The organism is Kineococcus terrestris (assembly GCF_041020755.1).
Taxonomy (GTDB): domain Bacteria; phylum Actinomycetota; class Actinomycetes; order Actinomycetales; family Kineococcaceae; genus Kineococcus; species Kineococcus terrestris.
Genome location: NZ_JBEUEI010000007.1, coordinates 93,945 through 113,577 on the forward strand (window position 1 = coordinate 93,945; position 19,633 = coordinate 113,577).

13 protein-coding genes are annotated in these 19,633 nt (G+C 76.6%); 2 read left to right on the top strand and 11 right to left on the bottom strand.

Annotated elements, in window-relative coordinates; all coding sequences use genetic code 11:
* Window positions 1-33: 33 nt before the first annotated feature.
* The 5 genes from gap to uvrC form a co-directional block, all read right to left on the bottom strand.
* Complete coding sequence (gene gap / locus AB8M62_RS06550; RefSeq protein ID WP_369069006.1) at window positions 34-1,038, bottom strand: type I glyceraldehyde-3-phosphate dehydrogenase; 1,005 nt, start codon at window positions 1,036-1,038, stop codon at window positions 34-36.
* Between the two features lie 198 nt (window positions 1,039-1,236).
* Complete coding sequence (whiA, locus tag AB8M62_RS06555; RefSeq protein WP_369052184.1) at window positions 1,237-2,217, bottom strand: DNA-binding protein WhiA; 981 nt, start codon at window positions 2,215-2,217, stop codon at window positions 1,237-1,239.
* A gap of 197 nt (window positions 2,218-2,414) precedes the next feature.
* The gene (locus tag AB8M62_RS06560) at window positions 2,415-3,401 is read right to left on the bottom strand and encodes a gluconeogenesis factor YvcK family protein (protein ID WP_369069007.1); all 987 of its coding nucleotides are present in this window, start codon (window positions 3,399-3,401) and stop codon (window positions 2,415-2,417) included.
* An 81-nt stretch (window positions 3,402-3,482) separates the two neighbouring features.
* Window positions 3,483-4,496: an RNase adapter RapZ gene (gene rapZ, locus AB8M62_RS06565; RefSeq protein WP_369052186.1), complete on the bottom strand. Its 1,014-nt coding sequence runs from the start codon at window positions 4,494-4,496 to the stop codon at window positions 3,483-3,485.
* 82 nt (window positions 4,497-4,578) lie between these two features.
* Window positions 4,579-6,642 (bottom strand): excinuclease ABC subunit UvrC, encoded by a 2,064-nt coding sequence (uvrC, locus tag AB8M62_RS06570; RefSeq protein WP_369069008.1) that lies wholly within the window; start codon window positions 6,640-6,642, stop codon window positions 4,579-4,581.
* 319 nt (window positions 6,643-6,961) lie between these two features.
* Between uvrC and wecB the strand changes: the two genes are divergently transcribed.
* Entirely contained in the window at window positions 6,962-8,068 is a 1,107-nt protein-coding gene (wecB, locus tag AB8M62_RS06575) for a non-hydrolyzing UDP-N-acetylglucosamine 2-epimerase (RefSeq protein ID WP_373694872.1), read from the top strand.
* 46 nt (window positions 8,069-8,114) lie between these two features.
* Here wecB and AB8M62_RS06580 read toward each other — a convergent pair whose 3' ends face one another.
* The 4 genes from AB8M62_RS06580 to uvrA form a co-directional block, all read right to left on the bottom strand.
* Window positions 8,115-9,533 (bottom strand): protoporphyrinogen/coproporphyrinogen oxidase, encoded by a 1,419-nt coding sequence (locus AB8M62_RS06580; protein ID WP_369069010.1) that lies wholly within the window; start codon window positions 9,531-9,533, stop codon window positions 8,115-8,117.
* A complete protein-coding gene (locus AB8M62_RS06585) occupies window positions 9,530-10,864 on the bottom strand; it encodes a glycosyltransferase family 4 protein (RefSeq protein ID WP_369069011.1) in 1,335 nt (444 codons plus the stop codon). The genes AB8M62_RS06580 and AB8M62_RS06585 overlap by 4 nt, the downstream gene beginning before the upstream one ends.
* A 70-nt stretch (window positions 10,865-10,934) precedes the next feature.
* Window positions 10,935-12,128 carry a glycoside hydrolase family 127 protein gene (locus tag AB8M62_RS06590; protein ID WP_369069012.1) on the bottom strand — a complete coding sequence of 398 codons (1,194 nt, stop codon included), beginning with the start codon at window positions 12,126-12,128 and terminating at the stop codon, window positions 10,935-10,937.
* A 289-nt stretch (window positions 12,129-12,417) separates the two neighbouring features.
* A complete protein-coding gene (gene uvrA / locus AB8M62_RS06595; RefSeq protein WP_373694873.1) occupies window positions 12,418-15,270 on the bottom strand; it encodes an excinuclease ABC subunit UvrA in 2,853 nt (950 codons plus the stop codon).
* A 439-nt stretch (window positions 15,271-15,709) separates the two neighbouring features.
* Here uvrA and AB8M62_RS06600 point away from each other — a divergent pair, with 439 nt between their 5' ends.
* Window positions 15,710-16,204 carry a MarR family winged helix-turn-helix transcriptional regulator gene (locus AB8M62_RS06600; RefSeq protein ID WP_369069020.1) on the top strand — a complete coding sequence of 165 codons (495 nt, stop codon included), beginning with the start codon at window positions 15,710-15,712 and terminating at the stop codon, window positions 16,202-16,204.
* Between the two features lie 15 nt (window positions 16,205-16,219).
* Here the strand turns inward: AB8M62_RS06600 and uvrB are convergent, their stop codons facing one another.
* Window positions 16,220-18,337 (bottom strand): excinuclease ABC subunit UvrB, encoded by a 2,118-nt coding sequence (gene uvrB / locus AB8M62_RS06605; protein ID WP_369052193.1) that lies wholly within the window; start codon window positions 18,335-18,337, stop codon window positions 16,220-16,222.
* A gap of 51 nt (window positions 18,338-18,388) precedes the next feature.
* Window positions 18,389-19,537: a dephospho-CoA kinase gene (gene coaE, locus AB8M62_RS06610; protein ID WP_369069014.1), complete on the bottom strand. Its 1,149-nt coding sequence runs from the start codon at window positions 19,535-19,537 to the stop codon at window positions 18,389-18,391.
* Window positions 19,538-19,633 lie beyond the last annotated feature (96 nt).

Genomic DNA, 19,633 nt, shown 5'->3' on the forward strand with positions numbered 1-19,633 from the left:
CGGCGGGCGCGGCCGTCCCCGGGCGGGGACGGGTCAGAGCGAGGAGCCGACCAGCGACACGAGGTCGACGAGGCGGTTGGAGTAGCCCCACTCGTTGTCGTACCAGCCGACGACCTTGACCTGGTCGCCGTTCACCTTGGTCAGGCCCGAGTCGTAGATGCACGAGGCCGGGTCGGTGACGATGTCGCTGGAGACCAGCGGCTCGTCCGAGTAGGTCAGGTAGCCCTTGAGCGGGCCCTCGGCGGCCGCGCGGTACGCCGCGTCGACCTCCTCGGCGGTGACCTCGCGGGACAGGGTGACGGTCAGGTCGGTGGCCGAGCCGGTGGGCACGGGCACGCGCAGCGCGTAGCCGTCCAGCTTGCCCTTCAGGGCCGGCAGGACCAGGCCGATGGCCTTGGCAGCACCGGTGGAGGTCGGCACGATGTTCAGCGCGGCGGCGCGGGCGCGGCGCAGGTCCTTGTGCGGGCCGTCCTGCAGGTTCTGGTCGGCCGTGTAGGCGTGCACGGTCGTCATGAGGCCGCGCTCGATGCCGAAGGCGTCGTCGAGGACCTTCGCCAGCGGCGCCAGGCAGTTGGTGGTGCACGAGGCGTTGGAGATGATCGAGTGCTTGGCGCCGTCGTACTCGGAGTCGTTGACGCCCATGACGACGGTGACGTCGTCGTTGCTGGCCGGGGCCGAGATGACGACCTTCTTGGCGCCGGCGTCCAGGTGCGCCTTGGCCTTCGCGCCGTCGGTGAAGAAGCCGGTGGACTCGACGACCACGTCGACGCCCAGCTCGCCCCACGGCAGGTTCGCCGGGTCGCGCTCGGCCAGCACCTTGATGGTGCGGGAGCCGACGACGATGGCGTCGCCCTCCGGGCGCACCTCCTCGGACAGCTTGCCCAGGACCGAGTCGTGCTTGAGCAGGTGCGCCAGGGCCTTGGCGTCGGTGAGGTCGTTCACGGCGACGATCTCGACGTCCGCCCCCGAGGCCATCACGGCGCGGAAGAAGTTGCGTCCGATGCGGCCGAAGCCGTTGATGCCGACCCGAGTGGTCATGCGCTCTCCTCCTCGCGGGACCCGGCGCGTTGCGGGTGCCGCTGCGTCTGCTAGTGCGTCTGCTTGCGGTACTGGTCCGGTGCCGGTCCCCGCCGGCGCGCGCCGGACGGGGGTGCCGTACCCCGCCGCACCGTCACGGCGTCGCCCCGACCCTATGGCCTGCGTCACGTCCAGGCGCACCCGGGTGCCCCAGGGGGCTCAGGCGTCCAGCATGTCGGGGGTCAGGCCCGAGTCGGTGCCGGGCACGCCGAGCTCGGCGGCCTTCTTGTCGGCCATGCCCAGCAGGCGGCGGATGCGCCCGGCGATCGCGTCCTTGGTCATGGGCGGCACGGCCAGCTGCCCCAGCTCCTCCAGGCTGGCCTGCTTGTGCTCCAGGCGCAGCCGGCCCGCCTGCAGCAGGTGGTCGGGCACGTCGTCGCCCAGCAGCTCCAGCGCCCGCTCGACCCGCGCGCCGGCGGCCACCGCGGCGCGCGCGGAGCGGCGCAGGTTGGCGTCGTCGAAGTTGGCCAGGCGGTTGGCGGTGGCGCGCACCTCGCGCCGCATGCGGCGCTCCTCCCACGTCATCATCGCGTCGTGGGCGCCCAGCCGGGTCAGCAGCGCGCTGATGGCGTCGCCGTCGCGCAGCACCACCCGGTGGATCCCGCGCACCTCGCGCGGCTTGACGGGCAGCTCCAGGCGCCGGGCCGCGCCCACGAGGGCCAGGGCGGCCTCCTGCCCGGGGCAGGTGACCTCCAGCGCGGCCGAGCGGCCCGGCTCGGTCAGCGAGCCGCGGGCCAGGAACGCGGCCCGCCAGGCCGCCTCCGCGATCTGCGTGGAGGAGGACACGATGTGCGGGGGCAGTCCCCGCACGGGGCGGCCGCGGGTGTCCAGCAGACCCGTCTGCCGGGCCAGCGCCTCCCCGTCCTTGACCACCCGCAGCACGTAGTGGGTGCTCTTGCGCAGCCCGCCGGCCTGCATCACCAGCAGGTCCCCGGACTGGCCGAACACGTCGGCGATGTCGCGCCGCAGCCGGCGGGCGATGGAGGCGGAGTCCAGCTCGGCCTCGATGACGATGCGCCCGGAGACGATGTGCAGGCTGCCCGCGAAGCGCAGCATCACCGCCACCTCGGCCTTGCGGGCCGCCGTGGTGCCCACGGGCAGGCGGCTGAGCTCGTCCTTGACCGCCGCGGTCATCGCCATCTGCGCTCCTCCCCGGGCGGTGCGCGCCGTCCCCGGCGCCCCGCCGTCGCTCGATCGTCCCGTCCGTCCCACCGGTGCCCACGGTCCCACCCGTCCCACCGCGCGCGCCGCCCCACCGCCGCCGGGTCCGCCCGGGGCGTGCCGGACGTCGCCGCGCGCGGTCCCGGGCCCGCCGCGGGAGCGGCCCAGCTCGTCGCTCACGACAGGTCCCCCCACGCGCCGGCGAACACGTCGCGGTAGGCGGCGGCCAGCCGCAGCGCGTCGTGGCGGGGGCTGCCGTCGCCCACCGAGACCTGCCGCAGCAGCAGCGAGGCGCCCAGCGAGGCCGCCGCCGCCGCCAGCGCCTGCGGGTCGGCCACCGCCACGGGGTCGGCGACCACCGCGTCCACCCGCAGGGCGGGGGCGTGGGCGGCGAGCACCTCCAGGTGCTCCTCGGCGCTGAAGCCGTCGGTCTCCCCCGGCTGCCCGGCCAGGTTCAGCGTCAGGCACACCCGCGCCGGGGTGCGCACGAGGGCGTCGGCGAGGGCGGGGACCATCAGGTGCGGCAGGACGCTGGTGAACCAGGACCCCGGCCCGAGCACGACCCAGTCGGCCGCCGAGATCGCCGACAGCACCTCCGGGCGCACCGGGGGGTCGGCGGGCACGAGCCGCACGGCGGCCACCCGCCCGGTCGTGGAGGCCACCGCCACCTGCCCGCGCACGGGCGTCGGCGCGTCCCGCTCCCCCGGGACGAGGCCGACGACGTCGGCCTCGATGTCCAGCGGCACGGCGGCCATCGGCAGCACCCGCCCGCGCGCGCCCAGCAGGCGCCCGACCCAGTCCAGGCCGGCGACCTCGTCGCCCAGCAGCCGCCACAGGGTGGCGATGAGCAGGTTGCCGGTGGCGTGCTGGTCCAGCCCGCCGGTGCTGGCGAAGCGGTGCTGCAGCACGTCGCGCCACGTGCGGCCCCACTCGGAGTCGTCGCACAGGGCCGACAGGGCCATCCGCAGGTCCCCGGGCGGCAGGCAGCCCAGCTCGCGGCGCAGGCGCCCGGAGGAGCCGCCGTCGTCGGCGACCGTCACGACCGCGGTCAGCCGGTCGGTCAGGTGCCGCAGCGCCGACAGGGAGGCCGACAGGCCGTGGCCGCCGCCGAGGGCGACCACGGCGGGCGCGCGGGAGGCGCCCAGCGGGACGGTGGCGCCCACCGCGGGGACCGGGGCCGGCGGGGCGGGCGGGACCGGCGGGACGGGCGCGGGGGACGGGGGGCCGGAGGGGGGCAGGGCGGCTCACTCCCGCCCGAGGTCGCGGTGCAGGACGCGCACCGGCACACCGGCCCGGCGCAGCCGCGCCCCGAGCTCCTCGGCCATCGCCACCGACCGGTGCTTGCCGCCGGTGCACCCGAAGGCGACCGTGGCGTAGCGCTTGTTCTCGCGCCGGTAGCCGGTCAGGACCGGCTCCAGGGCCTCGGCGTAGCGGTCGAGGAAGCGGCCGGCGCCCTCGGCGGCCAGCACGTACTCCGACACCGGCCGGTCCTGGCCGGTCAGCGGGCGCAGGTCCGGCTCCCAGTGCGGGTTGGGCAGGAAGCGCACGTCCGCCACGTGCTCGGCGTCGGCGGGGGTGCCGTACTTGAACCCGAAGCTGAGGACGGTCACCCGCAGGTCCTCGGCCCGCTCGCCCTCGAACAGGCTGGCGACCAGCGCGCCGAGCTGGTGCACGTTGAAGCTGGAGGAGTCCACGACGACGTCGGCGCGCGAGCGCAGGTCGCCGGTCAGCTCGCGCTCGCGGGCGATGCCGTCGACGATGCGGCCCTCCCCCTGCAGCGGGTGGGGGCGGCGCACCGACTCGAAGCGGCGCACGAGCACCTCGTCGGTGGCGTCCAGGAACAGCACGCGCGGGGACACGAAGCGCGTGTCGAGGGCGGCCAGGGCACCGGTCAGCTCCCGGAAGAAGGTGCGCCCGCGCACGTCGACGACGACGGCGATCCGCGGGATCGACAACCCGGCGCGGGCCGTCAGCTCGGCCAGCGGCTCGAGCATCTGCGGCGGCAGGTTGTCCACGACGTACCAGCCGAGGTCCTCCAGGGCCTTGCCGGTCGTGGACCGGCCGGCCCCGGACATGCCGGTGACGATGAGCAGCTCCGAGCGGCGCGGGCGGTCGGCACCGGCGTCGGTCGTGGCCCCCTCGGGCGCACCGGCGACCTCCGCGACCTGCCCGGCGGGGCCACGGGACCCGGCCGCCCGCCCGTCCTCCTGGTCACCCTCGTGGCCCTCGGGGGCAGGCTGCGCGTCCACGGCCCTCATCCTGCCAGCCCGGGCGTGTCGCCCGCGACGAGACCACCACGTTCCGCGTCCGGGCGTTGACGCTGCGACAGCAGCGGCGGGTTCAGTCCAGGAGCTCGCCCGTCGCCGCGTCGAACGCGGGCAGCGCGTCGGCCGCCTCGCCCGTCCCGGCACCGGCCGCACCCGCGCCCGCACCGGCGAGCGCGGCCACGACGGCGCGGGCCGTGCGCGGGCCCACGCCGGGCACGGCGGCCACCTCCTCCTCCGAGGCCGCCCGCAGCTTCTTGACGGAGCCGAAGTGCTTGAGCAGGGCGGTGCGGCGGGTCTGCCCGAGACCCGGCACGCCGTCCAGGGCGCTGGCGGTCATGGCGCGGCTGCGCTTGCCGCGGTGGTAGGTGATGGCGAAGCGGTGGGCCTCGTCGCGCACCCGCTGCAGCAGGTACAGGCCCTCGCTGGTGCGCGGCAGCACCACCGGGTGCTCCTCCCCCGGCAGCCACACCTCCTCCAGGCGCTTGGCCAGCCCGCACAGGGCCACGTCGACGACGCCGGCGTCGGCCAGCGCGCGCGCGGCCGCCTCCACCTGCGGGCGGCCGCCGTCGACGACCACGAGGTTGGGCGTGTAGGCGAAGCGGCGCGGGCGGCCCGTGTCGGGGTCGATGCCGGCCGGGACGTCCCGCGGCGCGGCCGCGGAGGGGCCGCCGTCGGCGAGCTCCACCGCGCCGCTCGTCCCGTCCGCCGCGCCCACCTCGTCGGCGGGGCCGGCGGCGTCGGCGCGCTGGCGGCGGAAGCGGCGCAGCAGCACCTCGCGCATCGCGCGGGTGTCGTCCACACCGCCCTCGTCGCCGCGCACGCTGAAGCGGCGGTAGTCCCCCTTCTTGGGCAGGCCGTCCTCGAAGACGACCATCGAGGCGACGACGTTGGTCTCCTGGGTGTGCGAGACGTCGAAGCACTCGATGCGCAGCGGGGCGTCCTCCAGCCCGAGGGCCTCCTGCACCTCCTGCAGCGCCCGGCTGCGGGTGGTCAGGTCGCCGGCGCGGCGCGTCTTGTGCAGCGCGAGCGCCTGCACCGCGTTGCGCTGCACGGTCTCCATGAGCGCCCGCTTGTCCCCGCGCTGGGGCACCCGCAGGTCCACGCGCGAACCGCGCAGCTCGCTCAGCCAGTCCTCCACGTCGCCCTCGACCGTGGCCGGCAGGCTCGGGACGAGGACCTCGCGCGGGACGCCCTCACCGCTCTCGCCGCCGTACACCTGCAGCAGCAGCTGCTCCACCAGCTCGGGTGCGCCGACGTCCTCGACCTTCTCCACGACCCAGCCGCGCTGGCCGCGCACCCGCCCGCCGCGCACGTGGAAGACCTGGACCGCGGCCTCCAGCTCGTCGTCGGCGATGGCGAAGACGTCGGCGTCGGTGGCGTCGGGCAGCACGACGGCGGACTTCTCCAGCGCCCGCTGCAGCGCCCCGAGGTCGTCGCGCAGGCGGGCCGCGCGCTCAAAGTCCAGGTCCGCGGCCGCCGCGCGCATCTCCTGCTCGGTGCGGCGCACGAAGCGCTGCGTCTGCCCGGCCATGAAGTCGCAGAAGTCCTGCGCCAGCTCGCGGTGCTCCTCGGGCGAGACCCGGCCCACGCAGGGCGCGGAGCACTTGTCGATGTAGCCGAGCAAGCAGGGGCGGCCCACCTGCGCCGCGCGCTTGTAGACACCGGTCGAGCACGTGCGCACGGGGAACACCCGCAGCAGCAGGTCGACGGTCTCGCGGATCGCCCAGGCGTGCGTGTAGGGCCCGAAGTAGCGGGTGCCCCTGCGCTTGGCGCCGCGCAGGACCTGCACGCGCGGCACCTCCTCGCCCATGGTCACCGCCAGGTACGGGTAGGACTTGTCGTCGCGGTACTTGACGTTGAACCGCGGGTCGAACTCCTTGATCCAGGAGTACTCCAGCTGCAGCGCCTCGACCTCGTTGGCCACCACCGTCCACTCCACGCTCGCGGCCGTGGTCACCATGGCCATCGTGCGCGGGTGCAGCGCGGACAGGTCCTGGAAGTAGTTCGACAGCCGCGCGCGCAGGCTCTTGGCCTTGCCGACGTAGATCACCCGGCCGCCGGGGTCGCGGAAGCGGTAGACGCCCGGCTCGACGGGGATCTCCCCCGGCTTCGGGCGGTAGGTGGCGGGGTCGGGCACGTCGTCAGGGTAGGTCGCGCCCCCGACAGGTCGCGCTCGTCCCCCGCGGTGCCCCGCCGATCACGCTGTGCGACACCGGGTCCGCGTCCGGGTGACGTCGGCGGTCCGGGCGGCGGAAACCCCCGCGGCGGGACGCGCCGGGACCTAGCGTCCGGGCGTGAGCACCCCTGTGGGCACCCCCGTGAGCACTCCTGCGGGCGCTCCCGCGAGCGCTCCCGCGAGCGCTCCCGGGGGCGCCCCCGCGAGCGCGTCCCCCGGCTCCCCGGCGGCCGCGCCGGTGGTGCCCTCGCCGGGCCTGCCGCCCGCGCTGCGCCGGCCCCTGGGCTTCCCCGCCGGCCCGGGCGCGCCGGGCCCGGTGGCCGTCGTGCTGGGCACCCGCCCCGAGGCCATCAAGCTCGCGGAGGTGGTGCGCCGCCTGGGCGCGGCCGGTCTCGTCGTGCACACCGGCCAGCACTGGGACCCGGAGCTGTGGGCCGACGTCACGGCCGAGCTGGGGCTGGGCACCGAGCCGCTGCCCCTGGGGATCGGCGGCGGCTCGCGCGGGCAGCAGCTGGGCGCCGCGGTCTCCGCGCTGGACGCGCTGTTCGCCGAGCGCCGGCCCTCGTGCGTGCTCGTGCAGGGCGACACGACGGCCGCGCTGGCCGGTGCGCTGGCCGCCAACACCGCCGGGGTGCCGCTGGTGCACGTGGAGGCGGGGCTGCGCAGCCACGACCGGCGCATGCCCGAGGAGCACCACCGCGTCCTCGTCGACCACCTCGCCGACCTGTGCTGCGCGCCCACCGCGACCGCCGTGGCGAACCTGCGCGCCGAGGGCGTGCCGGACGAGCGGATCCTGCTCACCGGGAACACCGTCGTGGAGAGCGTGCACCACCTGCTGCCGGACGCCGACGAGCGCGCCCGCACCGCCCGCGAGCTGGACCTGCCGGAGGAGTTCCTCCTGCTGACGCTGCACCGGCCCGAGAACGCCGACAACCCCGAAGTGCTGCGCCGGGTGTTCGCCGAGCTGGCGACCGTGGACCTGCCCGTCGTCTTCCCCGCGCACCCGCGCACGCTGCGCAGCCTGCGCGAGCACGGCCTGGAGGGGCTGCTGGGCCCCGTGCGGGCCCTGGCCCCCGTCCCGCCCGCGCGGTTCCTGGCGCTGCAGGCGCTGGCCCGGCTGGTCGTCTCCGACTCCGGCGGCGTGCAGGAGGAGGTCAGCGTCCTGAAGAAGCGCCTGGTCGTCGTGCGCCGCTCCACCGAGCGGCCGGAGGTGCTGGGCACCTTCGCGTCCCTGGTCCCCGGCGGGGTGCGGTTGGGGCGGGCGGTGCGGGAGGCGCTGGCGGAGGACCCGGCCGCCCTGCGCGAGGTGCCCTCGCCCTACGGCGACGGCTCGGCCAGCCGCGTCGTCGTCGAGTCCGTCGTCAAGCTCGTCACCGCGCTCGCCTGAGCGCGGGACCCCGCGGCGCCGGGTGGCGCCGCGGGGCCGGACCCGCTCAGGCGGGCAGGTCGAGGACGTGGCGGCCGATGCTGCGCCCGACGAGCAGGGAGTCCTCCTGCCCGTCCCACGTGTGGGTGCCGTGCCGGCCGACCCGGGCCAGGTTGGCCCAGCGGTCCAGGCGGGCGTCCAGCGCGGCGCGCGCGTCCTCCAGCCCGAGCGCCGGCACGGGGACGCTGCGCGGCAGGCGCAGCACGTCGGCGTCGAGGATGCGCACCTGAGGGCGCACCCCGAAGAGGTGCAGCTCGGAGGTGGCGAGGGTGACGAGGTCGGCGTCCCCGGCGGCGGCGAGGTCGTCGTCGCCGGAGCTCCAGAACTCCGCGCACAGGACGGTGCGCCCGGCGCCGCGGAAGGTCTCCGGCCGCCACACCCGCGTGTTGGTCAGGCGGCCGGTGCGCACGGACGGGTCGTAGGCGGTCACGTAGTGGGCGTCCTGGCCGACCCGGCCCTCGACGAGCAGGTGCACCAGCAGCGTGTCGCGGCTGCGTAGCGCGGGCGCGGGCGCGGGCGGCGCGGCGGGAGCCGCGTCCGCCGCGCCGGTCAGCCAGCGCAGCAGCGGGCCGGGCGGCAGGGTGCTCACCACGGCGCGGCAGCGCAGCACCTCCTCGCCGTCCGGGTGCCCGGGGCGGGCCAGGCGGACCGCGGTGACGCGGCCGGTGCCGTCCGGGCCGGGCGCGGTGTCCAGCCCGGTGACGGCGGCGCCCAGGCGCACGCGCGCGCCGCGCCGCTCGAGGCGCCGGGCCAGCTCCTCCCACACGCCGCCCGTGCCGTCGACGGGGGTCAGCAGCTCCACGGGACCCCTCCAGCCGGTGCGGCTGCCGAGCAGCCGGGCGGCGAAGGACGGGGACAGCTCGGCCGGGGAGCGGCCCAGGTACTTGCGCGTGTACGGGGCGAACAGCTCCTCGACGAGCGCGCGGCCGTGGTGGGCCACGAGCGCGTCCTCGGCGGTGCGCGGGCCGCCGGGCGCGGAGCCGGGACGGGCGCCGGGGGCTCCGGCGCGCGCCGCGGCGCGGGAGGCGGCCAGCCGGGCCGCGCCCGCCGGCCCCGCCACGCGCAGCACGTCGCGCGGACCGGGCGGGAAGCCGACCACCTGCCCGCGCCAGACGCCGGCGCGGCGCACGGCGGTGCGCTCGACGCGCCCGCCCGTCAGGTCCAGCCAGCGGGCGACCGACTCGGGGTGGGAGGTGGACCAGAAGCTGTGCGGGCCGAGGTCGTAGCGCCGCCCCCACAGGGTGCGGGAGCGCGACAGGCCGCCCACCTGGCCGGCGGCCTCCAGCACGACGACGTCCAGGCCCGCGTCGAGCAGGTGCTCGGCGGCGGCCAGGCCGGCGGGGCCGGCGCCCACGACGACGACGGGGTCGCCGCCGTCGCCGGGCCGGGTGCTCTCGCGGGCGTCCTCGGCGGCGGGTGCGCTCACCGGGTACCTCCTCGGGTCGGGTGCGGGGTGCGCCGGGCGGCGGGGACGGCGGGGACGGCGTCGCGGGCGGTGGCGGTGGCGGTGGCGGTGGGCCCGGGCACGAGGTCCTCGACGACGCGGGCCCAGCGGCCGGTCAGCACCGCGGGCGAGAACGACGACCCCGCCCAGGCGCGGGCCCGGGCCGCGATCGCGGGCAGGGCGGCGGGGTCCTCGCGCGCCCACCGCTCCACGTCGGCCAGGACGCGCGCGAGGTCGTCGCCGCCGCCGAACAGGAGCAGGTCCCGGCCGGGCTCGGCGCCGAGGCCGGAGGCGCCCTGCGGGGTGGTCACGGGCACCAGGCCCAGGGCGGCGGCCTCGACGACCTTGACGGTCAGCCCCAGCGCCTCGCGCTGGGGGGCCAGGAGCAGGGCGTGCCGGACGAGCTCGGCGTGCAGGCGCTCGCGGGGCAGCGCGCCGCGCAGCACCACCGAGGGGGCCCGCACGCGGGCGGCGGCCTGCGCGGGGACCTCGCCGAAGACGTGCAGCTGCCAGCCGCGCAGGCCGTGGGCGCGCAGCGCCGGCTCCAGCTCCTCGATCCACCAGCGCACGGCCTCCTCGTTGGCGAAGGCCGTCAGGCTGCCGGGGAAGACGAGGCGGCGGTCCAGCGGGGCCGGGAGGCCGCCGGGACGCCAGTCGCGGTGGACGGCGGTGGACACGGCCATCGGCAGGGCGCGGACGGCGGTGCCGGAGCGCTCGGCCAGGCGCGCGGCCTCGACCGGCGAGACCAGCGAGACGCCGGGCGCGCGGCGGGCGAGGTCGACCTCCCGGGCGCGCAGCGCGCGCGCCTCGGCCCGCAGCAGCCGCCGCACGGGCACGGCGCGCAGGACGGTCGCGGCCGGGCCGGCGGGCCGGCGGTGCCCCAGGAGCTGGTGCAGGTCCATGCGGCGGGTGCGCCACAGGTCGTAGCGCTCGGACAGCAGGTCGTCCAGGTCGACGAACCACGGGGCGCCGGAGTCCTCCGCGTGGGCGGCCAGGCGCACGCCGTCGGCGACGACGAGGTCCACGGCGTGCTCGGCGACGAGGCGGCGGACGGCGGCGGCGGCCGCCGGGGACCAGTACAGCCGCTCGTTCCAGCTGCGCAGCCCCCGCCGCCGGGCGTGCCCACCGGTCAGGACGTCGAGCAGCGCGACGTCGGGCAGGCGGTGCACCGACGCCGCGCCGGTCACCGGGTCCGGGACGGCGGGGCCGCCGACGACGGCGCAGCGCACGACGTGACCGGCCGCGACGAGGCTGTCCACCACCGTGCGCAGGACGGCCCCGCGTCCGCCCGCGCCCGCCAGGGGGCGGGTCATGAGCAGCAGGACGGTGCGCGCGGGCCCACCCGTCCGGGACGACGGCTGGGGCGACGGCTGGGGCGACGGCTCAGACAAGGTGCCGCCAGTCCAGGCCGGGTGCGCCGCGCCGGTCGTCGGCGGCCAGCAGGAGCGCCTGCGCGGCGAAGGCGCTCACCCACACGTTGGCGTGCGGCAGCGGCTCGCCGGCCGTGGAGGCGCCGAAGGCGAAGGCGCCGTCGGCGCGCGGGTCGGCGGGGTCGTCGACCTGGTGGGCCAGCAGGGCGGCGGTCAGGCGCCGCGCGGCGGCCGTGGTGTGCAGGGAGTGCAGGGCGGCCAGGCGCAGCACCTGGGCGACGGCGTCGACGCGGGGGTGGCGCACGACGCCGCCGTGGGCGCCGTCGGCCCAGCGGCGCGGCGGCAGGCCGTCCGCGTCGACGGCCGCCAGCGCCCACAGGGTCGCCCGCTCCGAGGCCTCCCGCAGGTCGCCGCGGCCGGTGGCGGCGCCCACGGCCCACAGCGCCTCGGCGGCGTAGCTGTGCGGGTGCAGGTTGGTGGAGCCGGCGACCGGGTTCGTGACGAACCGCCCGGAGGGCAGCTGGTGGCGCAGGGCGTCCTCGCAGAGCGCGACGGCGGCGCGGCGGGCGTCGCCGTCGCCGGTCAGCTCGGCCAGGGCGGCCAGGCCGATGGCGACCTTGGCGTGGTGGACGCCCGGGCGGGTGGACCAGTCGGCGGGGGCGTCCTGCCAGCGCCCGGCGGTGGGCGTGGCGGGCCAGGGGTCGAGCGTGCCGTCGGCCGCGACGTGGCGCAGCAGCCAGCGCCCCGTGGCCAGCGCGGTGCGCCGGGCGAGGTCGCTGCCGGTGGCGCGGTGGTGGGCCAGCAGGCCCTGCAGGATGATCCCGGCGTCGAAGGTGTAGAGCCGGTCGGCCTTGGCGCGGAACCGGCCCACGGCGTGCCCGGCCTCCAGGCAGCGGAACGCGCCGGGTTCGGCCTGCACCGCCCCGGCGAGCCAGGCCACGGCCCGGTCCGCGTCCGGCAGGGAACCGGTGTCGCCGCGGGCGGCCAGCCACGCGGCGAGGGTCACCTGGTACCCCGTCACCTCGGCGTACTCGAAGGGGTACTGCCCGCTGGTGCGGTCGAACCACGAGCGGTACCCGCCCGAGGCCCCCTGGATGCCCGACGTGCGCAGCCACCGCACGGCGCGGTCCGCGGCCCGCACCGACGGCGCGACCTGCGCGGAGCGCTGCCGCGGGAGGGCGGCGCCGCCCGACGGACCGGTCGCCACGGACGCGCCGGACGCGCTGACGGGGGTCCCTGCACGTGCTGCGTCCACGCGACGCTCCCTCGGTGAGTTCCGACCACCGCGGGGCGCCGCGGCCTGGGCCTCGGGGAGTGTGGCACCGCCCGGGCCGCCCGGGCCCGGCCTTTCCCGCAACGGCGGAACACGACGTACGGACGGTCGCACGGCCTCGACGCTGCGTCGATCCTCCTGCTGGGCAGCGGTCACGGCGCAGCGCGTGGTCGACCACGCGCCGTGATCCGCCCCGCCGACCCCGCCCGGGGGCGGGGCCGGGTCAGCTGGCGCGGGCGCGCTTGCGGCGCGGGGCGGCCGGGGTGCCGAGCACCTCGGCCAGGAACCGGCCGGTGTAGCTGGCCGGCACCGCGGCGACCTCCTCGGGGGTGCCGCAGGCCACGACGGTGCCGCCACCGCCGCCGCCCTCGGGACCCATGTCGACGATCCAGTCCGCGCTCTTGACGACGTCGAGGTTGTGCTCGATGACCAGGACGCTGTTGCCCTTGTCCACCAGGCCCTGCACGACGCCCAGCAGCTTGCGGATGTCCTCGAAGTGCAGGCCCGTGGTGGGCTCGTCCAGCACGTAGACGGTGCGCCCGTTGGAGCGCCGCTGCAGCTCGGTGGCCAGCTTGACGCGCTGGGCCTCCCCGCCGGACAGGGTCGTCGCGGGCTGGCCCAGGCGCACGTACCCCAGGCCCACCTCGGTCAGCGTCGTCATGTACCGGGCGATGGCCGGCACGGCGGCGAAGAACTCCGCGGCCTCCTCGATCGGCATGTCGAGGACCTCGGCGATCGTCCTGCCCTTGAAGTGCACCTCGAGCGTCTCGCGGTTGTAGCGGGCGCCGTGGCACACCTCGCACGGCACGTAGACGTCGGGCAGGAAGTTCATCTCGATCTTCAGGGTGCCGTCGCCGGAGCACGCCTCGCAGCGCCCGCCCTTGACGTTGAAGGAGAACCGCCCGGGCTGGTACCCGCGCAGCTTCGACTCCGGCGCGGAGGCGAACAGCTTGCGGATGTGGTCGAAGACGCCCGTGTACGTGGCCGGGTTCGAGCGCGGGGTGCGGCCGATGGGCCCCTGGTCGACGTGCACGACCTTGTCGAGGTGCTCCAGGCCCTGCACGGACTTGTGCCGGCCGGGCACCCGGCGGGCGCCGTTGAGCTTGTTGGCCAGCACCGTGTAGAGGATGTCGTTGACCAGGGTGGACTTGCCCGAGCCGGACACCCCGGTGACGGCCACGAGGCAGCCGAGCGGGAACGAGACGTCGACGCCCTTGAGGTTGTGCTCGCGCGCGCCGGTCACCGTCAGCTGGCGGGCCGGGTCCACGGGGCGCCGCTGGGCGGGCACCTCGATGCGGCGCTGGCCCGACAGGTACTGCCCGGTCAGCGAGCGGGGGTTGGCCATCAGCCCGGCCAGGTCGCCGGAGTGGACGACCTCCCCGCCGTGCTCGCCGGCGCCGGGGCCGAAGTCGACGATGTGGTCGGCGACGCGGACGGTGTCCTCGTCGTGCTCGACGACGATGAGGGTGTTGCCGAGGTCGCGCAGCCGGGTCAGCGTGTCGATGAGCCGGCGGTTGTCGCGCTGGTGCAGGCCGATGCTCGGCTCGTCCAGGACGTACAGCACGCCCACCAGCCCGGAGCCGATCTGGGTGGCCAGGCGGATGCGCTGGGCCTCGCCGCCGGACAGGGTGCCGGCGGGGCGGTCCAGGGACAGGTAGTCCAGGCCGACGTCGAGCAGGAAGCCCAGCCGCGCCTGCACCTCCTTGAGGACCTGCGCGGCGATCCGCTTCTCCCGCGGGGACAGGGCCAGGGCGTTCAGGAACCGCGAGCACTCGTCGATCGGCAGGGCGCAGACCTCGGAGATCGACTTGTCCCCCACCCGCACGGCCAGCGACGACGGCTTCAGGCGCGCGCCGCGGCACGCCGGGCAGGGCGTCTCGCGCATGTAGCCCTCGTAGCGCTCCTTGCTCCAGTCGGAGTCGGTCTCCTCGTGCCGGCGCTTGACGAAGGGGATGACGCCCTCGAAGCCCGTGGAGTAGGAGCGCTCGCGGCCCCACCGGTTGCGGTAGCGCACGTGGACCTCGTGGTCCTTGCCGTGCAGCACGGCGTCCTTGGCGCGCTTGGGCAGCGCCCGCCACGGCACGTCGACGCTGAAGGACAGGTCCTCGGCCAGCGCCGTCAGCAGGCGCTGGAAGTAGTCGGAGGAGCCGGACGCCCAGGGGGCGACGGCGCCCTGCGCCAGGGAGAGGTCCTCGTCGGGCACGACGAGCTCGGGGTCGACCTCCAGCTGGGTGCCGATGCCCGTGCACACGGGGCAGGCGCCGAACGGGGAGTTGAAGGAGAACGAGCGCGGCTCCACCTCGTCGATGTCGAGGGGGTGCTCGTTGGGGCAGGCCATCTTCTCGCTGAAGCGGCGCTCGCCCTCGGGGCCCTCGACGCCGACCAGGTCGGCCACGACGAGGCCGCCGGAGAGGACGAGGGCCGTCTCGACGGAGTCGGTGAGGCGGCGCTTGACGCCGTCCTTGGCGACGAGGCGGTCGACGACGACCTCGATGGTGTGCTTGAGCTTCTTCTCCAGCGTCGGCGGGGCGTCCAGCGGGACGACCTCGCCGTCGACGCGGGCGCGGGCGAAGCCCTTGGACTGCAGCTCGCGGAAGAGCTCGGCGTACTCGCCCTTGCGGTCGCGCACGACGGGCGCGAGGACCTGGAAGCGGGTGCCGGCGGGCAGCTCGAGCAGCTGGTCGACGATCTGCTGGGGCGTCTGGCGGCCCACGGGCTCGCCGCACACGGGGCAGTGCGGGCGGCCGGCGCGGGCGAAGAGCAGGCGCAGGTAGTCGTAGACCTCGGTGATCGTGCCGACGGTCGAGCGCGGGTTGCGCGAGGTGGACTTCTGGTCGATGGAGACGGCCGGTGACAGCCCCTCGATGAAGTCGACGTCCGGCTTGTCCATCTGCCCGAGGAACTGGCGGGCGTAGGCGGACAGCGACTCCACGTAGCGGCGCTGGCCCTCGGCGAAGACCGTGTCGAAGGCCAGGGAGGACTTGCCCGAGCCGGACAGCCCCGTGAAGACGACGAGGCTGTCGCGCGGCAGGTCGACCGAGACGTCCTTGAGGTTGTGCTCGCGCGCGCCGCGCACGACGAGGCGGTCGGAGGCGACGGGCGCGCCGCGGCGGACCTGGACGGGCGCGGAGGCGGCCGCGGAGGTGCGCCGGGCGCCGCCGCCGGAGCGGCCCCGGGGGGCCGGCGGGGCGGCGGCGGGTGCGGCGGCGGGCTGGGGTGCGGCGGTCCGCGGCGCACTGCTGGAGGGGTTGCGAGGAGCCACCCCCCAACCCTAGGTCCCGCTCCCGACACGGTCGTCCGCGCGCGGGGGCGGGCGGCCGGTCCCCGGACCGCGCACGACCGGGCCGGGGTCCACCGGTCGGGGGACGCAGGTGGTTGAACGCGCTGCGTACCATGGCGACATGACGGCGCGTACACCCTCGACCACGGACGCGGACCCCGGGACGGGGGACGCGCCCGGCGCCGTGCGCTGGCTGGACGACGGCGAGCAGCGGACGTGGCGGGCGTTCCTGTCGATGACGCAGCTGCTGACCGAGCGCGTGGACCGGCAGCTGCACCAGGAGGCCGGGGTGCCGCACACCTACTACGAGATGCTGGTGCGCCTGTCCGAGGCCCCCGGGCGCACGCTGCGCATGAGCGAGCTGGCGGAGAGCTCGCTGTCCTCGCGCAGCCGCGTCTCGCACGCCGTCTCCCGCCTGGAGGACCGCGGCTGGATCCGGCGCGAGCCGTGCGCCACCGACGGCCGCGGCTTCAACGCCGTGCTCACCGACGCCGGGATGGCGGCCCTGGAGGCCGCGGCCCCCTCGCACGTGGAGACCGTCCGGCGGACGGTCTTCGACCAGCTGACGCCCGAGCAGCAGGAGCAGCTGCGCGACGTCAGCGAGACCCTGCTGGCCTACCTGACGGCCACGGGCAGCGTCTCCCCCGTGCCCCTGCTGCGCCCGCTGGACGCCGCACCGCAGGAGGACGCCGTCCCGGGGCGTGACGGCGCCGCCGGCCGCGCGAGCTGACGGGCGCCCCGTCCCTCAGGCGCCCTGCGCCGCGCGCATCCCCCGCAGCTCCTTCTTCAGGTCGCCGATCTCGTCGCGCAGGCGGGCGGCCAGCTCGAACTGCAGCTCCTCGGCCGCCGAGTGCATCTGGTCGGTCAGCTGCTGCACGAGGTCGGCCAGGTCCGCCTGCGCCAGCGAGCCGGCCCGCGGGCCCGGGCCGACGTCGCGGCCGATCGCGGCCCCCCGCCCACCGCCGGGCACGGGCGCCTTGCCGCGCGACTGCGTGCGCCCGCCACCGCCGAGCAGGGCGGCCGTGTCGGCGTCCTCGCGGGCGATGAGGTCGGTGATGTCGCCGATCCGCTTGCGCAGCGGCGTCGGGTCCACCCCGCGCTCGCGGTTGTGGGCGACCTGCTTGGCGCGGCGGCGGTTGGTCTCCTCGATGGCCTTGGCCATCGACGGGGTGACGGTGTCGGCGTACATGTGCACCTGCCCGGAGACGTTGCGGGCGGCGCGCCCGATCGTCTGGATGAGCGAGGTCGCCGAGCGCAGGAACCCCTCCTTGTCCGCGTCGAGGATCGCCACGAGCGACACCTCGGGCAGGTCCAGGCCCTCGCGCAGCAGGTTGATCCCGACGAGGACGTCGAACTCGCCCTGGCGCAGCTCGCGCAGCAGCTCCACCCGGCGCAGGGTGTCGACCTCGGAGTGCAGGTAGCGCACGCGCACGCCCTGCTCCAGCAGGTAGTCGGTGAGGTCCTCGGCCATCTTCTTGGTCAGGGTCGTCACCAGGGCGCGCTCACCGCGCTCGGCGCGCGCCCGGACCTCGTGCAGCAGGTCGTCGATCTGCCCCTTGGTCGGCTTGACGACGACCTCCGGGTCGACCAGGCCGGTCGGCCGGATGATCTGCTCGACCACCCCGTCGCTGCGGGACAGCTCGTAGTCGCCGGGGGTGGCCGACAGGTAGACGGTCTGCCCGATCCGCTCGAGGAACTCCTCCCAGCGCAGCGGCCGGTTGTCCATCGCGCTGGGCAGGCGGAACCCGAAGTCGACCAGGGTCCGCTTGCGGGAGGCGTCCCCCTCGTACATGGCGCCGATCTGCGGCACGGTGACGTGCGACTCGTCGACGACCAGCAGGAAGTCGTCGGGGAAGTAGTCCAGCAGCGTGTTGGACGCCGACCCCGGCTCGCGGCCGTCCATGTGCCGGGAGTAGTTCTCCACGCCCGAGCACGTGCCGACCTGGCGCAGCATCTCCACGTCGTAGGTGGTGCGCATGCGCAGGCGCTGCGCCTCCAGCAGCTTGCCCTGCTGCTCCAGCTCGGCCAGGCGCTCGGCCAGCTCGGCCTCGATCGAGGCCACGGCCCGCTCCAGGCGCTCGGGGCCGGCGACGTAGTGCGAGGCGGGGAAGACGTAGACGAGCTCCTCCTCGCGCAGCACCTCCCCCGTCAGCGGGTTCAGCGTGTACAGCGCGTCGATCTCGTCGCCGAAGAACTCCACGCGGATCGCGTGCTCCTCGTACTGCGGGATGATCTCCACGGTGTCCCCGCGCACCCGGAACGTGCCGCGGGTGAACGCCAGGTCGTTGCGGGTGTACTGCTCGGCGACGAAGCGGCGCAGCAGGTCGTCGCGGTCCATGGTGTCGCCCTTCTTCAGCGTCACCATGCGGTCGACGTACTCCTGCGGCGTGCCCAGGCCGTAGATGCAGGAGACGGTGGCGACGACCACGACGTCGCGGCGGGTCAGCAGCGAGTTGGTCGCCGAGTGCCGCAGGCGCTCCACCTCGTCGTTGATCGAGGAGTCCTTCTCGATGTACGTGTCCGACTGCGGCACGTAGGCCTCGGGCTGGTAGTAGTCGTAGTAGGAGACGAAGTACTCGACGGCGTTGTTCGGCAGCAGCTCGCGGAACTCGTTGGCCAGCTGGGCGGCGAGCGTCTTGTTCGGGGCCATGACCAGGGTCGGGCGCTGCACCTGCTCGATGAGCCAGGCCGTCGTGGCCGACTTGCCGGTGCCCGTGGCACCCAGGAGGACGACGTCCTGCTCCCCCGCGCGCACGCGGCGGGCCAGCTCCGCGATGGCCGCCGGCTGGTCCCCGGAGGGGGAGAACTCGGAGACCACCTCGAAGGGCGCCACGCGCCGCTGGATGTCTGTCGTCGGCCGCATGCGCTCATGCTAGGTCGCCCCTCCGACACGGGCGCCCGGCGAGCGCGGGCCTCAGGGCACGCCGGGCAGCGGGGGCACCCAGCCGCGCTCGGCGGCCCACTCCTCGGCCCGGTCCCCGGCCCGCCGCCCCGCGGACCACGCCGCGCGCGCGTCCGCGTCGGCGCGCAGGTGGTCGCGCTCGAGCAGGGCCCGGCGCCAGGCCGGCGAGCCGAGCACCCGCACGTGCAGGTCCGCGGGACGGCCGGGATCGGCCGAGGCGTGCCGGCGGGTCCCCGCGTCCCCGTCGCCCTCGACCCCGGCCTCCCGGAGCGCTCGCGGCCACCCGGCGGCGGCCAGTGCCGGGGCGACGGCGTCGGCGGCGGCCATGTCGGGGACGGCCAGCTGCAGCCGCAGGACGTCCTCGGCCGGCAGGCCGGGCACCGCGGTGGGGCCGACGTGCTCGACCCCCCGCCCGGCGGTCCCGGCCGCGCGCGCGACCCGCGCCGCCAGGCGCGCGGCCTGCTGCGGCCAGGAGGGGTCCGGGCCGGTGCGGCCGCCGGTCGTGGTGGCGGCGGCCCGGGCGGGCGGGCGGCCCGCGCGCACGGCCGCCTCGAACGGGACGAGCCGCTCGTCCCACAGCGCGTCGACGGCCGCGAGCAGCGGGTCGTCCGCCCCCGGCGGGCCGGTGCGGCGGGGGTTCTCCAGCCACACGTCGGCGGCCGCGCGGCGCTCGGCGTCGCCGGCCTGGGCGGCCACGCGGGCGCGGGCGTCGGCCTCGCTGCTGCCGCGCTCGTCGACCAGGCGGCGCACGCGCTCCTCCACGTCGGCGTGGACGACGACGACGAGGTGGTAGGTGGCGCCCAGGTGCGTCTCCACGAGCAGGGGGACGTCCTCGACGACGACGGCGTCGGCCGGGGCGGCCGCGGCCAGCTCGGCGCGGCGGGCGGCCACCCGCGGGTGCACGATCGCGTTGAGGGTCCGCCGGGCGTCCTCGTCGCCGAAGACCCGGCGGCCGAGGGCGGGGCGGTCCAGCTCCCCGGCCGCCGTCAGGACCTCCGGCCCGAAGGCGGCGAGGACCTGCGCCAAGCCCTCGGTGCCGGGCGCGACGACCTCGCGGGCCAGCACGTCGGCGTCCACGAGGACGGCCCCCCGCCCGGCCAGGCGCCGGGCGGCGGTCGACTTGCCGGCCCCGATGCCCCCGGTCAGCCCCACGCGCAGCACACCGGCACCGTAGTCCCGGCCCGCACCGCGGGCGCGCGCGGCGGGCCGCACGCGCGAGGGGCCCCGGCCGTCCCCCGGCCGGGGCCCCTCGCGACC

What these genes read in the sequence shown, in the direction of transcription:
- gap (WP_369069006.1), bottom strand. Translation starts at nt 1,038, where the DNA reads ATGACCACTCGGGTCGGCATCAACGGCTTCGGCCGCATCGGACGCAAC.
- whiA (WP_369052184.1), bottom strand. Translation starts at nt 2,217, where the DNA reads ATGGCGATGACCGCGGCGGTCAAGGACGAGCTCAGCCGCCTGCCCGTG.
- rapZ (WP_369052186.1), bottom strand. Translation starts at nt 4,496, where the DNA reads ATGAGGGCCGTGGACGCGCAGCCTGCCCCCGAGGGCCACGAGGGTGAC.
- AB8M62_RS06585 (WP_369069011.1), bottom strand. Translation starts at nt 10,864, where the DNA reads ATGACCCGCCCCCTGGCGGGCGCGGGCGGACGCGGGGCCGTCCTGCGC.
- AB8M62_RS06600 (WP_369069020.1), top strand. Translation starts at nt 15,710, where the DNA reads ATGACGCAGCTGCTGACCGAGCGCGTGGACCGGCAGCTGCACCAGGAG.
- uvrB (WP_369052193.1), bottom strand. Translation starts at nt 18,337, where the DNA reads ATGCGGCCGACGACAGACATCCAGCGGCGCGTGGCGCCCTTCGAGGTG.